This is a genomic window from Burkholderia sp. AU28863, assembly GCF_002223195.1.
GTDB lineage: Bacteria > Pseudomonadota > Gammaproteobacteria > Burkholderiales > Burkholderiaceae > Burkholderia > Burkholderia sola.
Genome location: NZ_NKFE01000004.1, coordinates 387636 through 405060, shown reverse-complemented (window position 1 = coordinate 405060; position 17425 = coordinate 387636). Strand labels below are relative to the sequence as shown.

Here is a 17425-nt window from a genome sequence, read left to right as displayed (position 1 = left end):
GAGCAATTGATCGGTCGAAGAGCGTTCGCTCACCCCGCGACCGTCGTGCAGCAAGAACGAACCGGAGACAGCCAGTGAGACTGGAAGACAAGGTCGCGATCCTGACGGGCGCCGCAAGCGGCATCGGCGAGGCGGTCGCGCAACGCTATCTGGACGAGGGCGCGCGCTGCGTGCTCGTCGACGTGAAGCCGGCAGGCGGCTCGCTCGCCCGGCTGATCGAGGCCAACCCCGGCCGCGCGGTGGCCGTCACGGCCGACGTCACGCGCCGCGACGACATCGAGCGGATCGTCGCGACGGCGGTCGAGCGCTTCGGCGGCGTCGACGTCCTGTTCAACAATGCGGCGCTGTTCGACATGCGCCCGCTCCTCGACGAATCGTGGGACGTGTTCGACCGGCTGTTCTCGGTCAACGTGAAAGGGCTGTTCTTCCTGATGCAGGCCGTCGCGCAGCGGATGGTCGAGCAGGGGCGCGGCGGCAAGATCGTCAACATGTCGTCGCAGGCCGGCCGTCGCGGCGAGGCGCTCGTTTCGCACTACTGCGCGACCAAGGCCGCGGTGATCAGCTATACGCAATCGGCCGCGCTCGCGCTCGCGCCGCACCGGATCAACGTGAACGGCATCGCGCCGGGCGTGGTCGACACACCGATGTGGGAACAGGTCGATGCGCTGTTCGCGCGCTACGAGAACCGGCCGCTCGGCGAGAAGAAGCGGCTCGTGGGCGAAGCCGTGCCGCTCGGCCGCATGGGCGTGCCGGGCGACCTGACGGGCGCCGCGCTGTTCCTCGCGTCGGCCGACGCCGACTACATCACCGCCCAGACGCTGAACGTCGACGGCGGCAACTGGATGAGCTGACGTGGCGCCGCTCGCACGCGCCAGTCGCCAGCCGGCCCGCGACGCGGCGGCATCGCCGCACGCCGCGGCCGTCGTCGACCGAGGAGGGCTCGCCTGATGGCCGAGATCGTCGTCGCCGGCGAACTGCTGGCCGAATTCGTCGCCGTCGAGCGCGGCCAGGGTTTCGATACGCCCGGCCTGTTCGAAGGGCCGTTCCCGAGCGGCGCGCCGGCGATCTTCGCCGATCAGGCCGCGCGGCTCGGCGCGCGCGTCGCGTATGCGGGCTGTGTCGGCCGCGACGCGTTCGGCGATGCGATCGTCGCGCGGCTCGCACGCGACGGCGTCGACGTCGCGCGCATCCGCCGCGTCGCACGCCCGACCGGCACCGCGTTCGTCGCGTATCGCGACGACGGTTCGCGCAGCTTCGTCTTCACGCTTTCCACGAGTGCGGCCGCATGCGTCGATGCGTCCGACGTCGACACCGCGATGTTCGACGGCTGCCGCTACTTTCACGTGATGGGCTCGTCGCTGACGAGCGAATCGGCGATCGCGGCGGTGCAGCGCGGCGTGATCGAGGCCGCGCGCGCGGGCGCCAAGGTGTCGTTCGATCCGAACGTGCGGCCCGAAATGCTGAGCTTTCGCCCGATGCGCGCGGCGCTCGACGAGATGCTCGCCGCGTGTCACTTGTTCCTGCCGAGCGAAGCCGACCTGCCGTTCTTCTGCGGGCCGCAGCCGGCCGAGCGCGCGATCGCGGGCCTGCTCGCGACGCATCCGCTTCTCGAGCGCGTCGTGCTCAAACGCGGCGCGCAGGGCAGCGTCGCGTTCGATCGCGCGAACCGGGCCGAAGCGCCGGCATTTCCGGTCGACGAAGTCGATCCGACCGGCGCCGGCGACTGCTTCGGCGGCACGCTGGTCGCGAGCCTCGTCGCCGGCGTGCCGATCGACGTCGCATTGCGTCCCGCGAACGCGGCCGGCGCGATCGCCGTCACGCGGCGCGGCCCGATGGAAGGCAACGGCAGCGCGGCCGAGATCGACCGTTTCCTGACCGAACGAGGTATCGCATGTCCGGCCTGACGACCGTTGCCGAGCGCACGCGCACCGCGCACGCGCACGCCGTGCTGCGGATGATCTTCGACGCGAACCGCGCGGACGCGCAGCGCGGCATCTATTCGATCTGCAGCGCGCACCGGCTCGTGCTGGAGGCCGCGTGCGAAGCCGCGCGCGCGGACGGCTCGCCGCTGCTGATCGAGGCGACCTGCAACCAGGTGAACCATCTCGGCGGCTATACGGGCATGACGCCCGCCGATTTTCGTCGCGACGTCGATGCGATCGCCGCACGCTGCGGGCTCGCGCCGTCGGCGCTCGTGCTCGGCGGCGACCATCTCGGCCCGAACCCGTGGCGGCACCGCCGCGCGGCCGACGCGATGCGTGAAGCGGCCGCGATGGTCGCGGCCTACGTCGAAGCCGGTTTCGAAAAGATCCATCTCGATGCGAGCATGGCGTGCGCGGACGATCCGGCGCGGCTCGACGATCGCACGATCGCCGCGCGCGCGGCCGAGCTGTGCCGCGTCGCGGAAGACGCGGCGGCGCGCGCCGGGACCGCGCCCGTCTACGTGATCGGCACCGAGGTGCCGACGCCGGGCGGCGAAGTGAGCGGTGATGCCGGTAGTGACGCGAGCGGCGACGCAATCGCGCAGATCGCGGTCACGCGCAGCGACAGCATCGCGGCGACGCTCGATGCGCACCGCCGCGCGTTCGCGGCGGCCGGGCTCGACGATGCGTGGGCGCGTGTCGTCGCGATCGTCGCGCAGCCGGGCGTCGACTTCGACGATCGCCACGTGCTCGATTACGACAGCGCCAGGGCGGCGTCGCTCGGCGCGAGTATCCTGCAGACACCGCGCCTCGTGTTCGAAGCGCATTCGACCGATTATCAGACCGAAGCCGCGCTCGCCGCGCTCGTGCGCGATCACTTCGCGGTGTTGAAGGTCGGCCCCGCGCTGACGTTCGCGCTGCGCGAGGCGCTGTTCGCGCTGACGTTCATCGAGGACGCGCTGATCGACGACGTCGCGCAGCGCTCGCGATTGCGCGACGTCGTCGATGCGGCGATGCGCGCGCAGCCCGAACACTGGGCGCCGTACTACCGCGGCGACGAGACCGCGCAGCGGCTCGCGCGCCAGTTCAGCTACAGCGACCGCATCCGCTATTACTGGCTGCAGCCGGCCGTCGCGGCCGCGGTCGAGCAACTGTTCGACAACCTCGCGCGGCAGCCGGTGCCGGAGACGCTCGTCGCGCAGTGGCTGCCGGACGTCTACGCGGCGTGCCGCGCGGGCGGCCTCGCGAAGGAACCGCGCGCATGGGTGCGCCACCGGATACGCGACGTGATCGCGCACTATGCGCGCGCGTGCGGGATGCAGCGGCCGGCATGACGGGGCCGCGAAGGAAACGACGCAACACCACGCAAGACCGACGACATTTCGAACAATCACAGGAGACATGCCATGCAACGAAAGATGCTCGACGCCGCCGCACGCTGTTTCGCCGGAGCCGCGCTCGCGACGGCGGCCTGCGCGGCGTCCGCCGGCACGCTGACGATCGCGACGCTGAACAACCCCGACATGATCGAGTTGAAGAAGCTGTCGCCGGCATTCGAGAAGGCGAACCCCGACATCAAGCTGAACTGGGTGATCCTCGAGGAGAACGTGCTGCGCCAGCGCGCGACGACCGACATCACGACCGGCAGCGGCCAGTTCGACGTGATGGCGATCGGCACCTATGAAACGCCGCAGTGGGGCAAGCGCGGCTGGCTCGCGCCGATCACGGGGCTGCCGGCCGACTACGACCTGAACGACATCGTGAAGACCGCACGCGACAGCCTGTCGTACAACGGCCAGCTGTACGCGCTGCCGTTCTACGTCGAAAGCTCGATGACGTTCTACCGCAAGGACCTGTTCGCGGCGAAGGGGCTGAAGATGCCCGACCAGCCGACCTACGACCAGATCGCCGAATTCGCGGACAAGCTGACCGACAAGTCGAAAGGCACCTACGGGATCTGCCTGCGCGGCAAGGCCGGCTGGGGCGAGAACATGGCGTACGTGTCGACGGTCGTGAACACGTTCGGCGGGCGCTGGTTCGACGAGAACTGGAATGCGCAGCTCACGTCGCCCGAATGGAAGAAGGCGATCAATTTCTACGTGAACCTGCTGAAGAAGAACGGCCCGCCGGGCGCGAGCTCGAACGGCTTCAACGAGAACCTGACGCTGACCGCGTCGGGCAAGTGCGCGATGTGGATCGACGCGACGGTCGCGGCCGGGATGCTGTACAACAAGCAGCAGTCGCAGGTGGCCGACAAGATCGGCTTCGCGGCCGCGCCGGTCGCCGCGACGCCGAAGGGTTCGCACTGGCTGTGGGCGTGGGCGCTGGCCGTGCCGAAGACGTCGAAGCAGCAGGACGCCGCGCGCAAGTTCATCGCGTGGGCGACGTCGAAGCAGTACATCGAGATGGTCGGCAAGGACGAGGGCTGGGCGTCGGTGCCGCCGGGCACGCGCACGTCGACGTATCAGCGGGCCGAGTACAAGGCCGCCGCGCCGTTCTCCGACTTCGTGCTGAAGGCGATCGAGACGGCCGATCCGAACGATCCGTCGCTGAAGAAGGTGCCGTACACGGGCGTGCAGTACGTCGGGATTCCTGAATTCCAGTCGTTCGGCACGGTGGTCGGCCAGTCGATCGCGGGCGCGGTTGCGGGCCAGATGTCGGTCGACCAGGCGCTTGCCGCGGGCCAGGCCGCAGCCGACCGCGCAGTGCGGCAGGCCGGCTACAAGAAGTAACGCGCAAGCCGTCGCGCGGCCCGCATCGTGCGCCGTGGCACACGGCGCGGGCCGGCGAGGCCGACAGGCGGGCAGGCCGTTCGCGCCCGCGCATCAACCGGAGGGACTCCGTCATGCGTCACCTGCGTCTTCCCCTGAGTCACGCTCACGCGCCGTCGGTCGGCGACGCGTCGTCGCCGCCCGGTGCGCCGCGCCGGGCGCGCGGCGGCGCGAGCTGGCTCGTATCGCCGTCCGTCGCGGTGCTGCTGCTGTGGATGTCGATTCCGCTCGCGATGACGATCTGGTATTCGTTCTCGCGCTACAACCTGCTGAACCCGGACGTGAAGGGCTTCGCCGGGTTCGACAACTACCGCTTCCTCGCGACCGATCCGTCGTTCCTGCCCGCGATCTGGCACACGCTCGTGCTGATCGGCGCGGTGCTCGCGATCACCGTGATCGGCGGCGTGCTGATGGCCGTGCTGTTCGATCGCAAGTTCTACGGGCAGGGCGTCGCGCGCCTGCTCGCGATCGCGCCGTTCTTCGTGATGCCGACGGTCTCCGCGCTGATCTGGAAGAACATGATCCTGCATCCGGTGTACGGGCTCGTCGCGAACGCGATGCGCGCGCTCGGGATGACGCCGATCGACTGGTTCGCCGACTACCCGTTGACCGCGGTGATCATCATCGTCGCGTGGCAATGGCTGCCGTTCGCGTTCCTGATCCTGTTCACCGCGATCCAGTCGCTCGACCAGGAGCAGAAGGAAGCGGCGCGCATCGACGGCGCCGGCCCGATCGCGATGTTCTTCTACATCACGCTGCCGCACCTGAAGCGTGCGATCGCCGTGGTCGTGATGATGGAGACGATCTTCCTGCTGTCGATCTTCGCGGAAATCTACACGACGACCGGCGGCGGCCCCGGCGACGCGACGACCAACCTGTCGTACCTGATCTACGCGCTCGGCCTGCAGCAGTTCGACGTCGGCCTCGCGTCCGCGGGCGGCATCATCGCCGTCGTGGTCGCGAACGTCGTGTCGTTCTTCCTCGTGCGGATGCTCGCGCGCAACCTGAAGGGGGAGTACGAGAAATGAGCGACCTGACTTTGGAAGGCCGGCGCGCGCCGGCCGTGTTCGACCTCGTGCGGCGCGCGCTGCCCGGCACGCTCGCATGGCTGATCGCGCTCTTGCTGTTCTTCCCGATCTTCTGGATGGCGATCACCGCGTTCAAGACCGAGCAGCAGGCGTACGCGTCGTCGCTGTTCTTCATCCCGACGCTCGACAGCTTCCGCGAGGTGTTCGCGCGCAGCAACTACTTCGGGTTCGCGTGGAATTCGGTGCTGATCTCGGCCGGCGTCACGCTGATCTCGCTGCTGTTCGCGGTGCCGGCCGCGTATGCGATGGCGTTCTTCCCGAACCATCGCACGCAGAAGGTGCTGCTGTGGATGCTGTCGACGAAGATGATGCCGTCGGTCGGCGTGCTCGTGCCGATCTACCTGCTGTGGAAGAACGCGGGGCTGCTCGATACGGTGTCGGGGCTCGTGATCGTCTACACGCTGATCAACCTGCCGATCGCGGTGTGGATGACCTTCACGTATTTCAACGAAATCCCGAAGGACATCCTGGAGGCCGGGCGCATCGACGGCGCGTCGACGTGGCAGGAGATCGTCTACCTGCTGATGCCGATGGCGCTGCCGGGGCTCGCGTCCACCGCGCTGCTGCTCGTGATCCTGTCGTGGAACGAGGCGTTCTGGAGCATCAACCTGTCGAGCTCGAACGCGGCGCCGCTGACCGTGTTCATCGCGTCGTACTCGAGCCCCGAAGGGCTGTTCTGGGCGAAGCTGTCCGCCGCATCGCTGCTCGCGGTCGCGCCGATCCTGATCGTCGGCTGGCTGTCGCAGAAGCAGCTCGTGCGCGGGCTCACGTTCGGGGCGGTTAAATGAACGATGCAAGCAAAGACGCGGCCGGCAAACGTGCGGCCGGTCACGGCATGAACGTGCTGATCTGCGATTGCGACGGCGTGCTGATCGACAGCGAGGCCGTCGCCGCCGACGTGATCGTGCGCGAACTCGATGCGCGCTGGCCGGGCGTCGATGCGCGGCCGGCCGTGATGCCGCTGCTCGGGCTGCGCATCGAGCGCGTGCTGGCCGGCGCGTCCGAGGCGGTGGGGCAGGCGCTGACGAACGACGACGTCGATGCGATCCGTCGCGCAGTCGAGGCGGCGGCCGTCAATGCGCCGATGGTCGAAGGCATCGACGCGGCGCTGGCCGCGATCGACCTGACGACGGCCTGCGCAAGCAACAGCTATCGCGCGTACGTCGAAGCGGCGCTCGCGCGCACCGGCCTCGCGCGCTTTTTTGGCGACCGGCTGTTCTGCGCGGATTCGGTCGCGCGGCCGAAGCCGGCGCCGGACGTGTATCTGGCAGCCGCACGCGCGCTCGGCGCGGTGCCCGCGCAATGCCTCGTGGTCGAGGACAGCGCGACCGGCATCACCGCCGCGGCCGCGGCCGGCATGACCGTGCTCGGCTTCATCGGCGGCGGGCACGCATCCGCGGCCCAGATCGACGCGCTGCGCGGCATCGGCGCGCGTCACGTATTCGACGACATGCACGAGCTGCCCGGCTACGTCGCGCGCTGGCAGGCGACGGGCGAGGTGCTGCCGAACTAGCAATCAGGAACGAAGGCGCGCCGCTTTCAACGCGGCGCATCACGAACGAACGGAGACAGATCATGGCAAGCGTGCTCCTGCGCAACATCGCGAAGCGCTACGACGACACCGAAGTGCTGCGCAACGTGAACCTCGACATCGCCGACGGCGAATTCGTCGTGTTCGTCGGCCCGAGCGGCTGCGGCAAATCCACGCTGATGCGGATGATCGCCGGCCTGGAGGACATCTCGAACGGCGATCTGCTGATCGACGGCGCGAAGGTCAACGACGTGCCGAGCGCGAAGCGCGGCATCGCGATGGTGTTCCAGTCGTATGCGCTGTACCCGCACATGACGCTGTACGACAACATGGCGTTCGGCCTGAAGCTGGCCGGCGCGAAGAAGCCCGAGATCGACCAGGCGGTGAAGCAGGCCGCGAAGATCCTGCACATCGATCACTTGCTCGACCGCAAGCCGAAGCAGTTGTCGGGCGGCCAGCGGCAGCGCGTCGCGATCGGCCGCGCGATCACGCGCAAGCCGAAGGTGTTCCTGTTCGACGAACCGTTGTCGAACCTCGACGCCGCGCTGCGCGTGAAGATGCGGCTGGAATTCGCGCGGCTGCACGACGAGCTGAAGACGACGATGATCTACGTGACGCACGACCAGGTCGAGGCGATGACGCTCGCCGACAAGATCGTCGTGCTGTCGGGCGGCGCGGTGCAGCAGGTCGGCACGCCGAACGCGCTGTATCACGCGCCGGCGAACCAGTTCGTCGCGGGCTTCATCGGCTCGCCGAAGATGAACTTCCTGAAGGGCACGGTCGAATCGGCCGACGCGGGCGGCGTGCTCGTGCGCTTCGACAGCGGCGAGACGCAGCGTGTCGCGGTGGACGCGGCGGGGCTGCAGCGCGGCGCGGCGGTGACCGTCGGCGTGCGGCCCGAGCATCTGCTGGTCGATGCGGCGGCGCCGGGCGTGGCCGCCCGGACGATGGCCGTCGAGTCGCTCGGTGACGCCGCGTATCTGTATGCGGAGTCGGCCGTCGCGCCGGACGGGCTGATCGCGCGGATTCCGCCGCTCGACACGTACCGCACCGGCGACACGCTGCGCGTGCATGCACAGGCCGAGCACTGCCACCTGTTCGACGAAAACGGGCAGGCGTTCCGGCGGCTGAGCGTGCACGCGAAGGCGGCGTGACGCACGGCACGTGCGCCTGCGCGGCTCAGAGGCGCAGGCGCTCGGCCATGTAGTCGACGAACGCGCGCAGCTTCGGCGTCGGGTGCCGGCCCGACGGCCACAGCACGTAGAACGGCGTGCGGCTCTCGACGTGTTCGTCGAGCACGGTGCGCAGCGTGCCGTCGGCCAGCGCGTCGTGGACGAAGAATTCGGGCAGGCACGCGATGCCGAGCCCGCGTCGCGCGAAGCACAGCCGTGTTTCCGCGTTGTTGCTGACCATCGACACGGGCACCTCCGGCGGCGTGCCGGCGCGCGGCGCGCGCAACGGCCAGGTCTCGAGCCTGCCGCTGCTCGGGAAGCGGTAGTGCAGGCAGCGGTGCTGCGCGAGATCGGCCGGCGTGCGCGGCGCACCGTGCCGCTCGAGGTAGCCGGGCGACGCGACGAGGTGCTGGCGGAAATGGCCGAGCAGCCGCGACGACAGCCGAGAGTCCGTCGGCCGGCCGGTGCGCAGTACCGCGTCGAACCCTTCGTCGACGACATCGACGAGCCGGTCGCTGAAATCGATGTCGAGTTCGATTTCCGGATACGCGGCCATGAAATCGGCGAGCACCGGCAGCAGCAGCGTACCGATCGTCGGCAGGCTCACGCGCAGCCGCCCGCGCGGCGCTTCGACGCTGTGCATCAGTTCCTGCTCGGCCGCGTCGATCTCCGCGATCACGCGCCGGCACCGTTCGAGAAAGCGCGCGCCTTCGGCCGTCAGCGTGATGCTGCGCGTGCTGCGGTGAAACAGCCGCACGTTCAGGCGCGCCTCCAGGCGCGCGATGCGCTTGCCGATCGCCGACGCCGACAGCCCGAGCGCGCGGCCGGCCGCGACGAAACTGCGCGTTTCCGCGACCTGGACGAATACGACGAAACCGCCAAGATTTTCCATGCAGGTTCCCGATTGCGGACACCGACGTCCGGAGTGTCCGGAACTCTACCCCGGTTTTTCTTCCCGCGCCGGCTCCCTACGATGGACGTTCCTTCATCGTTCGAGGTCACGCCATGTCATCCCTGCCTGTCACCGCCCACCGCGTCGAACCGGACGCCGCGCTGCGCGCGCGGCTCGACGCCGTGCTCGATCGCGCGCTGGCCGACGCGCGCGTGGTCGGCGCGGTCGTGCTGGTCGCCCGCGACGGCGAATTGCGCTACGCGCGCGCGGCCGGGCTGGCCGATCGCGAAGCCGGCACGCCGATGCGCGAGGACGCGCTGTTCCGGCTCGCGTCGGTATCGAAGCCGATCGTGACGGCCGCTGCAATGCGGCTGGTCGCGGCAGGTCGCATCGGGCTCGACGAGCCGGTCGCTCGCTGGCTCCCCGCATTCGCGCCGACGCTCGCGGACGGCACGCCGGCGAACATCACGTTGCGGCATCTGCTGTCGCATACGGCCGGCCTCGGCTATCGCTTCTTCGAGGCGGACGGCGACGGCCCGTATGCGCGTGCACGCGTATCCGACGGGATGGACCGCGCGAGCCTGTCGCTCGCCGAGAACGTGCGGCGCATCGCCGGCGTGCCGCTGCAGTTCGCGCCCGGCACGTCGTGGGGCTACTCGCTCGCGACCGACGTGGTGGGCGCGCTGATCGAAGCGGTCGACGGCCGCCCGCTCGCACAGGCCGTGGCCGCGCTCGTCACGACGCCGCTCGGGATGGCCGATACCGGATTCGTCGCGCACGACGCCGCGCGCGTCGCGACACCCTACGTGAGCACGCCGGGCGCGCCGCGCCGGATGGCCGACGACGATCTCGTGCCGGTGTTCGACGGCACGGTCGGCATCCGCTTCGAGCCGGCGCGCGCGTTCGATGCGACCGCGTGGCCGTCGGGCGGCGCGGGCATGGTCGGCACCGCACACGATTGCCTGACGCTGCTCGATACGCTGCGCACGGGCCGCGACGGCTGGCTCGCACCGCGCTGGATCGACGAGATGGCGCGGGTGCAGCCGGGCGCGCGCGACTTGCCGGATGCGCCGGGATTCGGTTTCGGGCTCGGCTTTTCGGTGCTGCACGATCCGGCAGCCGCGCAGTCGCCGGAGTCGGTCGGCACCTGGCGCTGGGGCGGCGCATACGGGCATGCGTGGTTCGTCGACCGTGCGGCCGGGCTGACGGTCGTCGCGCTGACCAATACGTTGTACGAAGGGATGCACGGGCGCATCGTCACCGACGTGCGCGATGCGGTGTATGGCGTCGACGACCGGAGCGCGGCATGAGCGAGTGCGTATCCGCTTCCCCGTCCGTTTCCGCGTCCGCGGCCGACCGGGCCGGACCTGCCGCGGGTTCATCTGCACCGGGCCGTGCGCGCCTGCCCGTCGCGAACCTGCTCGCGCTTGCCACCGCCGGCTTCATCACGGTGCTCACCGAAGCCCTGCCGGCCGGCCTGCTGCCGCTGATGAGCGCGGACCTGCGCGTGACCGAGGCGCTGATCGGCCAACTGGTGACCGTCTATGCGCTCGGCTCGATCGTCGCGGCGATTCCGCTCGTCGCCGCGACCCGCGCGATGCGGCGGCGCCGGCTGCTGCTCGCGGCGCTGGCCGGCTTCGTCGTGTCGAATGCGCTGACGGCCGCGTCGCCGTACTACGCGCTCACGCTGGCCGCGCGCTTCGTCGCCGGGATGTCGGCCGGGCTGCTGTGGGCACTGCTGGCGGGCTACGCGAGCCGGCTCGTCGACCCGTCGCTGCGCGGTCGGGCGATCGCGGTCGCGATGCTCGGCATACCGGCGGCGATGTCGATCGGCATTCCGGCCGGCACCGCGCTCGGCGCGACGTTCGGCTGGCGCGTCGCGTTCGCGGGGATCACGGTCGCGGCGCTGGCGCTGATCGGCTGGATTCGCCTGCGCGTGCCCGACCACCCGGGCCAGCAGGCCGGCGCGCGCGAGCCGGTGCTGGGCGTGATGATGCTGCCCGGCGTACGGCCGGTGCTGACGGTGATGTTCGCGTACGTGCTCGCGCACAACATGCTGTACACGTACGTCGCGCCGTTCCTTGCGGGCGTGCGGATGGGCGCGCAGGTCGACGTGGTGCTGTTCGTGTTCGGCGTCGCGTCGCTCGTCGGCATCGCGCTGACGGGGGCATGGATCGGCGCCGCGCAGCGACGCCTGACGCTCGCGAGCATTGCGCTGTTCGCGCTGGCGGCGGCGATGCTCGGCGCCGGTTCGGGAATCGCGATCGTCTATGCGGGCGTCGTGCTGTGGGGGCTCGCGTTCGGCGGCGCGCCCACGCTGTTCCAGACGGCCACTGCGAACGCGGCGGGGGAGTCGGCCGACGTCGCGCAGTCGATGCTCGTGACGGTGTGGAATCTCGCGATCGCCGGCGGCGGCATCGCGGGCGGGATGCTGCTCGGCGCGACGGGCGCGGGCGCGATTCCGTGGGTGCTCGTCGCGCTGCTGGCGCTGGCGTGGGTCGGCGCGTGGCGCGCACGCCGGCATGCGTTTTCGGCGCCGCGCGGGACTTGAGCCGGCGTGTGCGACGGCGGCGTCAGGCCGCCTTCGCGGCGAGCGCGGCGCGCGCGCACGCTTCGTCGGTGACGAGCCCCGACAGCCAGCCGCCGCGCAGCGCGGCAATCACCGCGTCGTGTTTCTTCGGGCCGCCGGCGAATGCGATCGTCGGCCGCTTCGGCGGCGTGGCGAGCGCGACGCTGGTCACGCGCGCGCTCGTCGACACGGTGATCTGCGTACCCTGCGCGTCGATCGGCACGCCGAGCAGTTCGGCCACCGCGCCGAGCGCGGTCATCTCGTCGCGCTCCTGTTCGGTGATGAAGCCGTCTTCGTAGAGCGGACAGTGCGGGCCGATGTTGCCGATCCCGACGAACGCGACGTCGGCCTCGCCCGACAGCGCCTCGACGATCCGGTACAGCCGGTGGTTGCACCACTGCGCGCGCTCGGCGTCGCTGTCGGCGAACAGCGGCGCGGGCAGCAGGAAATGCTTGCTGCCGGTTTTCTCGGAGATGTACTGCGCGACGTCGTAGCGGTTCGACGAACCGTCGGCCGCGATCGCGCCGACCATCGACACGAGCCGGTGCTGCGGGCGGTCGATCTGCGCGATCTGCGCGACCGCGGCCTTCAGCGTCCGGCCGCTGCTGACCGCGATCACCATCGGCCGCGTTTCGTTCAGGTAGCGCTCCATCACCTGCGCGCCGGCGACCGCGAGCTTGCGGTCGATCGCGTCGGGCGCATCGGCGTCGACGGGGACGACTTCGCACATCGCGAGGCCGTAGCGTTTCGACAGCTGCGCGCCGAGATCGAGACAGTCGGCGAGCCGGTGGTCGACGCGCACGCGGATCAGGTTCTTCTCGACCGCGAACGCGACGAGGCGCTGCGCGACGGGGCGCGACACCTGCAGCTTCTCGGCGATTTCGTTCTGCGTGTCGCCCGCGACGTAATAGAGCCACGCGGCGCGCGTGGCGAGATCGAGTTTTTCTGAGGACTTGGACACGATAGCGATTCGGTTCGGAGCTGGGGGGCCGCCCGCGGGCCGGCCGGCGGGCCGCATGACGGCATCCACTGTAACGCATGTCGCGCGCGCGGCCGGCGGCCGGTCGCGCGACGGGACGCGCCTACGCGAGCCGTGCGCGCGACGGTTCGTACAGCGGCCGCACGTGACGGTACAGCGTGCGGAACGCATCGAGGCGTTCGCGCAGCCGTGCATGGCGGGCGGCGTCCGGTGTGTATTCGGCGCGCACCGGCGGCTTGGTCAGCACCGTATGCGGATCGCCGCCGACGGCGAGCCAGCCGAGCCGTGCCGCGCCGAGCGCCGCGCCCGTTTCGCCGCCGCCGATCTGGCGCGTGCGCACGTTCAGCGCGTCCGCGATCAGTTGCGCCCAGAACGCGCTGCGCGCGCCGCCGCCGATCAGCGACAACTGGTCGGTTTCGACGCCGGCCGCGTGCAGCGCGTCGAGGCCGTCGGCGAGGCCAAGCGTCACGCCTTCGAGCACCGCGTAGCCGAGGTGCGCGCGCTCGGTCGCGTGCGTCATCCCGAAGAACGCGCCTTGCGCGTACGGATCGTTGTGCGGCGTGCGTTCGCCGGACAGATAGGGCAGGAACAGCGGGGCCGCCGCGAGCGCGTCGGGGTCGAGCACCTCGACTTCGGCGAGCAGCGCGGGCTCGTCGGTGCCGGTCAGCTTGCAGACCCAGCGCAGGCAGCTCGCGGCCGACAGCACGACGCTCATCAGTTGCCAGCGATCGGGAATCGCATGGCAGAACGCATGCACGGCCGACGCGGGATTCGGCATGAAGCGGTCGCCGACCACGCTCAGCACGCCCGACGTGCCGAGCGACACGAAGCCGTCGCCCGCGTGGATCGCGCCGATGCCGAGCGCGCTCGTCGCGTTGTCGCCGCCGCCGCCCGCGACCGGCACGGCCTCCGACAGCCCCAGTTCGCGCGCGACGTCCGCGCGCAGCGTGCCGGACGGCGCGTTGCCCTCGACGATGCGCGGCATCTGCTCGCGCGTCATCCCGCACGCGGCGAGCAGCGCATCGGACCAGTCGCGGCGCGCGACGTCGAGCCACAGCGTGCCGGCCGCGTCGGACGGATCGGACACTTTCGCGCCGGTCAACCGGAACCGCAGGTAGTCCTTCGGCATCAGCACGCACGCGGTGGCCGCGAACACGTCGGGTTCGTGCTTCGCGACCCATAGCAGCTTCGGCGCGGTGAAGCCGGGCATCGCGAGGTTGCCGGCCAGCGCGTGGAGATCGGGCGCGCGTTCGGTGAGCAGCGCGCATTCGTCGGCGCTGCGCATGTCGTTCCACAGGATCGCGGGTCGCAGCACGCGATCGTCGCGACCGAGCAGCACCGCGCCGTGCATCTGGCCCGACAGGCCGATACCGCGTACCTGCGCGAACGCCCGGGGATGCCGTTCGCGCAGCGCCGCGAGCGCGGCGAGCGTGCCTTGCCACCAGTCGTCCGGATGCTGTTCCGCCCAGCGCGGGTGCGGGCGCGACACGGTGAACGGCGAGCCCGCGGTGCCCACCACCGTGCCGTCCGGGGCCAGCAGCAGCACCTTCACTTCCGAGGTGCCGAGGTCGATGCCGAGATACATGAGCGATCCGTTCGGTCGGTGAGGAGCCGCTACTTTAGCCGTGCCGCACGGCCTGTGCCAAGCGGGTTCGCCCGGCTGCGCGGCCGGGCGTCGGCGCGCGCGTCGTCAACGCGCGGCGAGCCAGGCATCGACGCGCGCGAGCCCGGCGCGCAACGCATCGAACAGTGCCGCGTTGCCGGCGAGCGAGCCCCACAGCGCGCGGCTGGCGCACAGCGCGACGACCGGGTCGTCGGCTTCGACGATCGCGCGTGCGCTGCTTTCGTCCATCACGCCGTCCTGATACGCATACGGCAGCGTGCCGCGCGCCCAGCGTTCGAGAAAGCGCAGGAACAGCGCCGGCAGCACGGCGGTGGCGACCGGCGCGGCGCCGCGCGCGAACGATTCGACGAGCGTCGGCGCAATGAAGCCGGGGATCTTCGAGAAGCCGTCGGCCGCGACGCGCTGGTTCGTGTCGAGCACGTACGGGTTGCCGAAGCGCTCCAGCACGACGTCGCGGTAGCGCGCGAGATCGAGCGGGCTCGGGCTCAGGCACGGGATCACGTCCTGCGTCACGTAGTCGTGCGCGAAGCGGCGGATCGCCGCGTCGTGCGTGCCTTCGTGGATGTAGGTGCAGCCCGCGAGCGTGCCGGCCCACGCGATGCAGCTGTGCGTCGCGTTGAGGATGCGGATCTTCGCTTCCTCGTACGGATGCACGTCGTCGACGAGTTCCGCGCCGGCCAATTCCCAGCGCGGCCGTCCGGCCGCGAAGCGGTCCTCGATCACCCACTGGATGAACGATTCGCCCATTACCGGGCACGCGTCGTCGATGCCGGTGGCCGCCCGCACGCGTTCGCGCACGTCGGCGGTCGGGCGCGGCGTGATGCGGTCGACCATCGCGCTCGGCATCGCGACGTGCGCATCGAACCACGCGAGCAGGCCGCCTTCGCCGCGTCGTTCGAGGAATTCGCGCATTCCCGAGCGAAAGCGTGCGCCGTTGTTGCGCAGGTTGTCGCAGCTTTGCAGCGTGAGCGGGCCGGCGCCGCGTTTCACGCGTTCGGCGAGCAGCGCCGCGAGCGCGCCGTACAGCGTCGTGCGCGCGCCCTGCAGGTCGGCGGCGAGGTCTGCGTTCGCGACGTCGAGCCGGTTGTGTTCGTCGAGGTAGTAGCCGCCTTCGGTGACGGTGAACGACACGATCCGGCAGGCCGGATCGGCGCCCGCGTCGATCAGCGCCGCGAGGTCGATCGACCACGGCAGCACGCGCGTGATCGCACGGATCGACTCGTAGGCGCGTTCGCCTTGCGGCGTGACGGTTTCGAGCGTGTACGCGCCATGCTGCGCGGCGAGCGCGTCCATCGTCGCGCGCATGTCGTCGCGGATGTTGCCGACGGTCAGCGACCAGCGTTCGTCGGCCGGCACGGCCGCGTTCACGCGATGCAGATACCACGCCTGGTGCGCGCGGTGAAACGAGCCTGCGCCGATGTGCAGCAGCACGGGCGCGTGGGCGGAGGGCGATTCGCTCATCCGTGTCTCCTGTTCCTGCCTGTCTATCCTGTCGAATTCGATCTTTTGCTCTTTGTGTGAGCGAATGATCGTATTCGGCCGAACGAAAGTCAAGGCGCGGACACGGCATTTCGATGGTGCGCTGCGGCGGCGTGCGGGGCAGGGCGGGCGCGGCGGCGCCGGCGGCAAAAGGTGTCAGCGTCCTTCGCGCGTGAGGGGCGACGAGTTCGTCGAGCACTGTGCTGGCGGGCGCGGTAGAAGGCCATAGCGGCGCCGGCAGGCGGTATGTGCGCAGCGGATGGTGCGGCGCCGCAAGGATAGGGCGCGGAGATCTCGTCGGTGGCGGATCCGTGTCCGAACGTGTACCGCCGCGCGAAGGGGAGGAACTCGCCCGCCCGTCGTCGTGACGCGCGGGCGCATGACGGGCGTTACAGCGTGGTGCGCACGTGCCAGAGCTCGGGGAACAGCACGACGTCGAGCATCTTGCGCAGGTACGGCGCGCCGCTCGTGCCGCCCGTGCCCTGCTTGAAGCCGATGATGCGTTCGACCGTCGTCACGTGACGGAAGCGCCACTGACGGAACGCATCCTCGAGATCGACGAGTTCCTCGGCCATCTCGTACAGCTCCCAGTGCTGCTGCGGATGACGATAGACCTCGAGCCACGCGGCCTCGACCGTCTCGTCGTGCCGCATCGGCTGCGTCCAGTCGCGCTCGAGCCGCTCGAGCGCGATCGGGAACCCGCGCCGCGCGAGCAGGCGCACGACCTCGTCGTAGAACGACGGCGCCTCGAGCGTCGCGCGCACCTGTTCGAGGATGTCGGCCCGGTGCGCATGCGGCTGCAGCATCTGCGCGTTCTTGTTGCCGAGCAGGAATTCGAGCTGCCGATACTGGTACGACTGGAAGCCCGACGACTGGCCGAGATACGGCCGCATCGCCGAATACTCGGACGGCGTCATCGTCGACAGCACGTTCCACGCCTGCACCAGTTGCTCGAGGATGCGCGACACGCGCGCGAGCATCTTGAACGCGGGCGGCAGCGCGTCGGTGCGCACCGCATCGAGCGCACCGCGCAGCTCGAACAGCGCGAGCTTCATCCACAGCTCGCTCGTCTGATGCTGGATGATGAACAGCATCTCGTTGTGATCGGGCGACAGCGGATGCTGTGCATCGAGGATCGAATTCAGCGACAGGTAGTCGCCGTAGCTCATCGACTTCGAGAAATCGAGTTGCGCGTTGTGCCAGCCGGCTTGCGTGTCGGCCTCGCCCGGCACGTGCGGGGCCTCGTGCGCGGCTTGCGCCGGTTGGGCGGCGCGTGCGCCCGAGAACGGGCAGCCTGCCGGCGCGTCGCCGCCGGGCGGCTGCATATGACCAGAATTCACGACTCTCTCCAGATTTGAATGACGAACGCGTGGCGCGCGCCGCGCATGCAGCCGCGGC

At 70.1% G+C, this 17425-nt stretch carries 15 protein-coding genes; 10 read left to right on the top strand and 5 right to left on the bottom strand.

The genetic code is table 11. The annotated features are described in order from the left end of the window. Positions 1-74 precede the first annotated feature (74 nt). From CFB81_RS13415 to CFB81_RS13380, 8 genes are all read left to right on the top strand, one after another. Positions 75-851 carry an L-iditol 2-dehydrogenase gene (locus CFB81_RS13415; RefSeq protein ID WP_089435549.1) on the top strand — a complete coding sequence of 259 codons (777 nt, stop codon included), beginning with the start codon at positions 75-77 and terminating at the stop codon, positions 849-851. A 96-nt stretch (positions 852-947) separates the two neighbouring features. Then, the gene (locus CFB81_RS13410; RefSeq protein WP_089435548.1) at positions 948-1904 is read left to right on the top strand and encodes a sugar kinase; all 957 of its coding nucleotides are present in this window, start codon (positions 948-950) and stop codon (positions 1902-1904) included. After that, positions 1892-3256 carry a D-tagatose-bisphosphate aldolase, class II, non-catalytic subunit gene (locus CFB81_RS13405; protein WP_089435547.1) on the top strand — a complete coding sequence of 455 codons (1365 nt, stop codon included), beginning with the start codon at positions 1892-1894 and terminating at the stop codon, positions 3254-3256. Before CFB81_RS13410 ends, CFB81_RS13405 begins: the two co-directional genes overlap by 13 nt. 72 nt (positions 3257-3328) lie before the next feature. After that, positions 3329-4654: a sugar ABC transporter substrate-binding protein gene (locus CFB81_RS13400; protein ID WP_006477974.1), complete on the top strand. Its 1326-nt coding sequence runs from the start codon at positions 3329-3331 to the stop codon at positions 4652-4654. A gap of 113 nt (positions 4655-4767) precedes the next feature. Next, complete coding sequence (locus CFB81_RS13395; RefSeq protein WP_011546081.1) at positions 4768-5721, top strand: carbohydrate ABC transporter permease; 954 nt, start codon at positions 4768-4770, stop codon at positions 5719-5721. Continuing rightward, positions 5718-6569, top strand: a complete 852-nt coding sequence (locus tag CFB81_RS13390; protein ID WP_089435546.1) for a carbohydrate ABC transporter permease — start codon at positions 5718-5720, stop codon at positions 6567-6569. Before CFB81_RS13395 ends, CFB81_RS13390 begins: the two co-directional genes overlap by 4 nt. Then, positions 6566-7294, top strand: a complete 729-nt coding sequence (locus CFB81_RS13385) for an HAD family phosphatase (protein ID WP_089435545.1) — start codon at positions 6566-6568, stop codon at positions 7292-7294. The genes CFB81_RS13390 and CFB81_RS13385 overlap by 4 nt, the downstream gene beginning before the upstream one ends. Before the next feature lie 62 nt (positions 7295-7356). Then, positions 7357-8466, top strand: a complete 1110-nt coding sequence (locus CFB81_RS13380; RefSeq protein WP_089435544.1) for an ABC transporter ATP-binding protein — start codon at positions 7357-7359, stop codon at positions 8464-8466. 25 nt (positions 8467-8491) lie between these two features. Here CFB81_RS13380 and CFB81_RS13375 read toward each other — a convergent pair whose 3' ends face one another. Then, positions 8492-9376 carry a LysR family transcriptional regulator gene (locus CFB81_RS13375; RefSeq protein WP_089435543.1) on the bottom strand — a complete coding sequence of 295 codons (885 nt, stop codon included), beginning with the start codon at positions 9374-9376 and terminating at the stop codon, positions 8492-8494. A gap of 113 nt (positions 9377-9489) precedes the next feature. On the opposite strand from CFB81_RS13375, the gene CFB81_RS13370 reads away from it, so the two are divergent. Together CFB81_RS13370 and CFB81_RS13365 are read left to right on the top strand one after the other, a co-directional pair. Continuing rightward, positions 9490-10686 carry a serine hydrolase gene (locus CFB81_RS13370; RefSeq protein ID WP_089435542.1) on the top strand — a complete coding sequence of 399 codons (1197 nt, stop codon included), beginning with the start codon at positions 9490-9492 and terminating at the stop codon, positions 10684-10686. Next, positions 10683-11927, top strand: coding sequence for an MFS transporter (locus CFB81_RS13365; RefSeq protein WP_179235957.1), 1245 nt, complete (start codon positions 10683-10685; stop codon positions 11925-11927). Before CFB81_RS13370 ends, CFB81_RS13365 begins: the two co-directional genes overlap by 4 nt. Positions 11928-11949: 22 nt before the next feature. On the opposite strand, the gene CFB81_RS13360 is transcribed toward CFB81_RS13365, so the two are convergent. From CFB81_RS13360 to kynA, 4 genes are all read right to left on the bottom strand, one after another. Next, positions 11950-12963: a sugar-binding transcriptional regulator gene (locus tag CFB81_RS13360; RefSeq protein ID WP_089435541.1), complete on the bottom strand. Its 1014-nt coding sequence runs from the start codon at positions 12961-12963 to the stop codon at positions 11950-11952. Between the two features lie 64 nt (positions 12964-13027). Then, positions 13028-14509 (bottom strand): xylulokinase, encoded by a 1482-nt coding sequence (gene xylB / locus CFB81_RS13355; RefSeq protein WP_089435540.1) that lies wholly within the window; start codon positions 14507-14509, stop codon positions 13028-13030. A gap of 105 nt (positions 14510-14614) precedes the next feature. Continuing rightward, positions 14615-16009 (bottom strand): D-arabinitol 4-dehydrogenase, encoded by a 1395-nt coding sequence (dalD, locus tag CFB81_RS13350; protein WP_089435539.1) that lies wholly within the window; start codon positions 16007-16009, stop codon positions 14615-14617. 407 nt (positions 16010-16416) lie between these two features. Beyond that, positions 16417-17352, bottom strand: coding sequence for a tryptophan 2,3-dioxygenase (gene kynA / locus CFB81_RS13345; protein ID WP_089435538.1), 936 nt, complete (start codon positions 17350-17352; stop codon positions 16417-16419). Between the last annotated feature and the right edge of the window lie 73 nt (positions 17353-17425).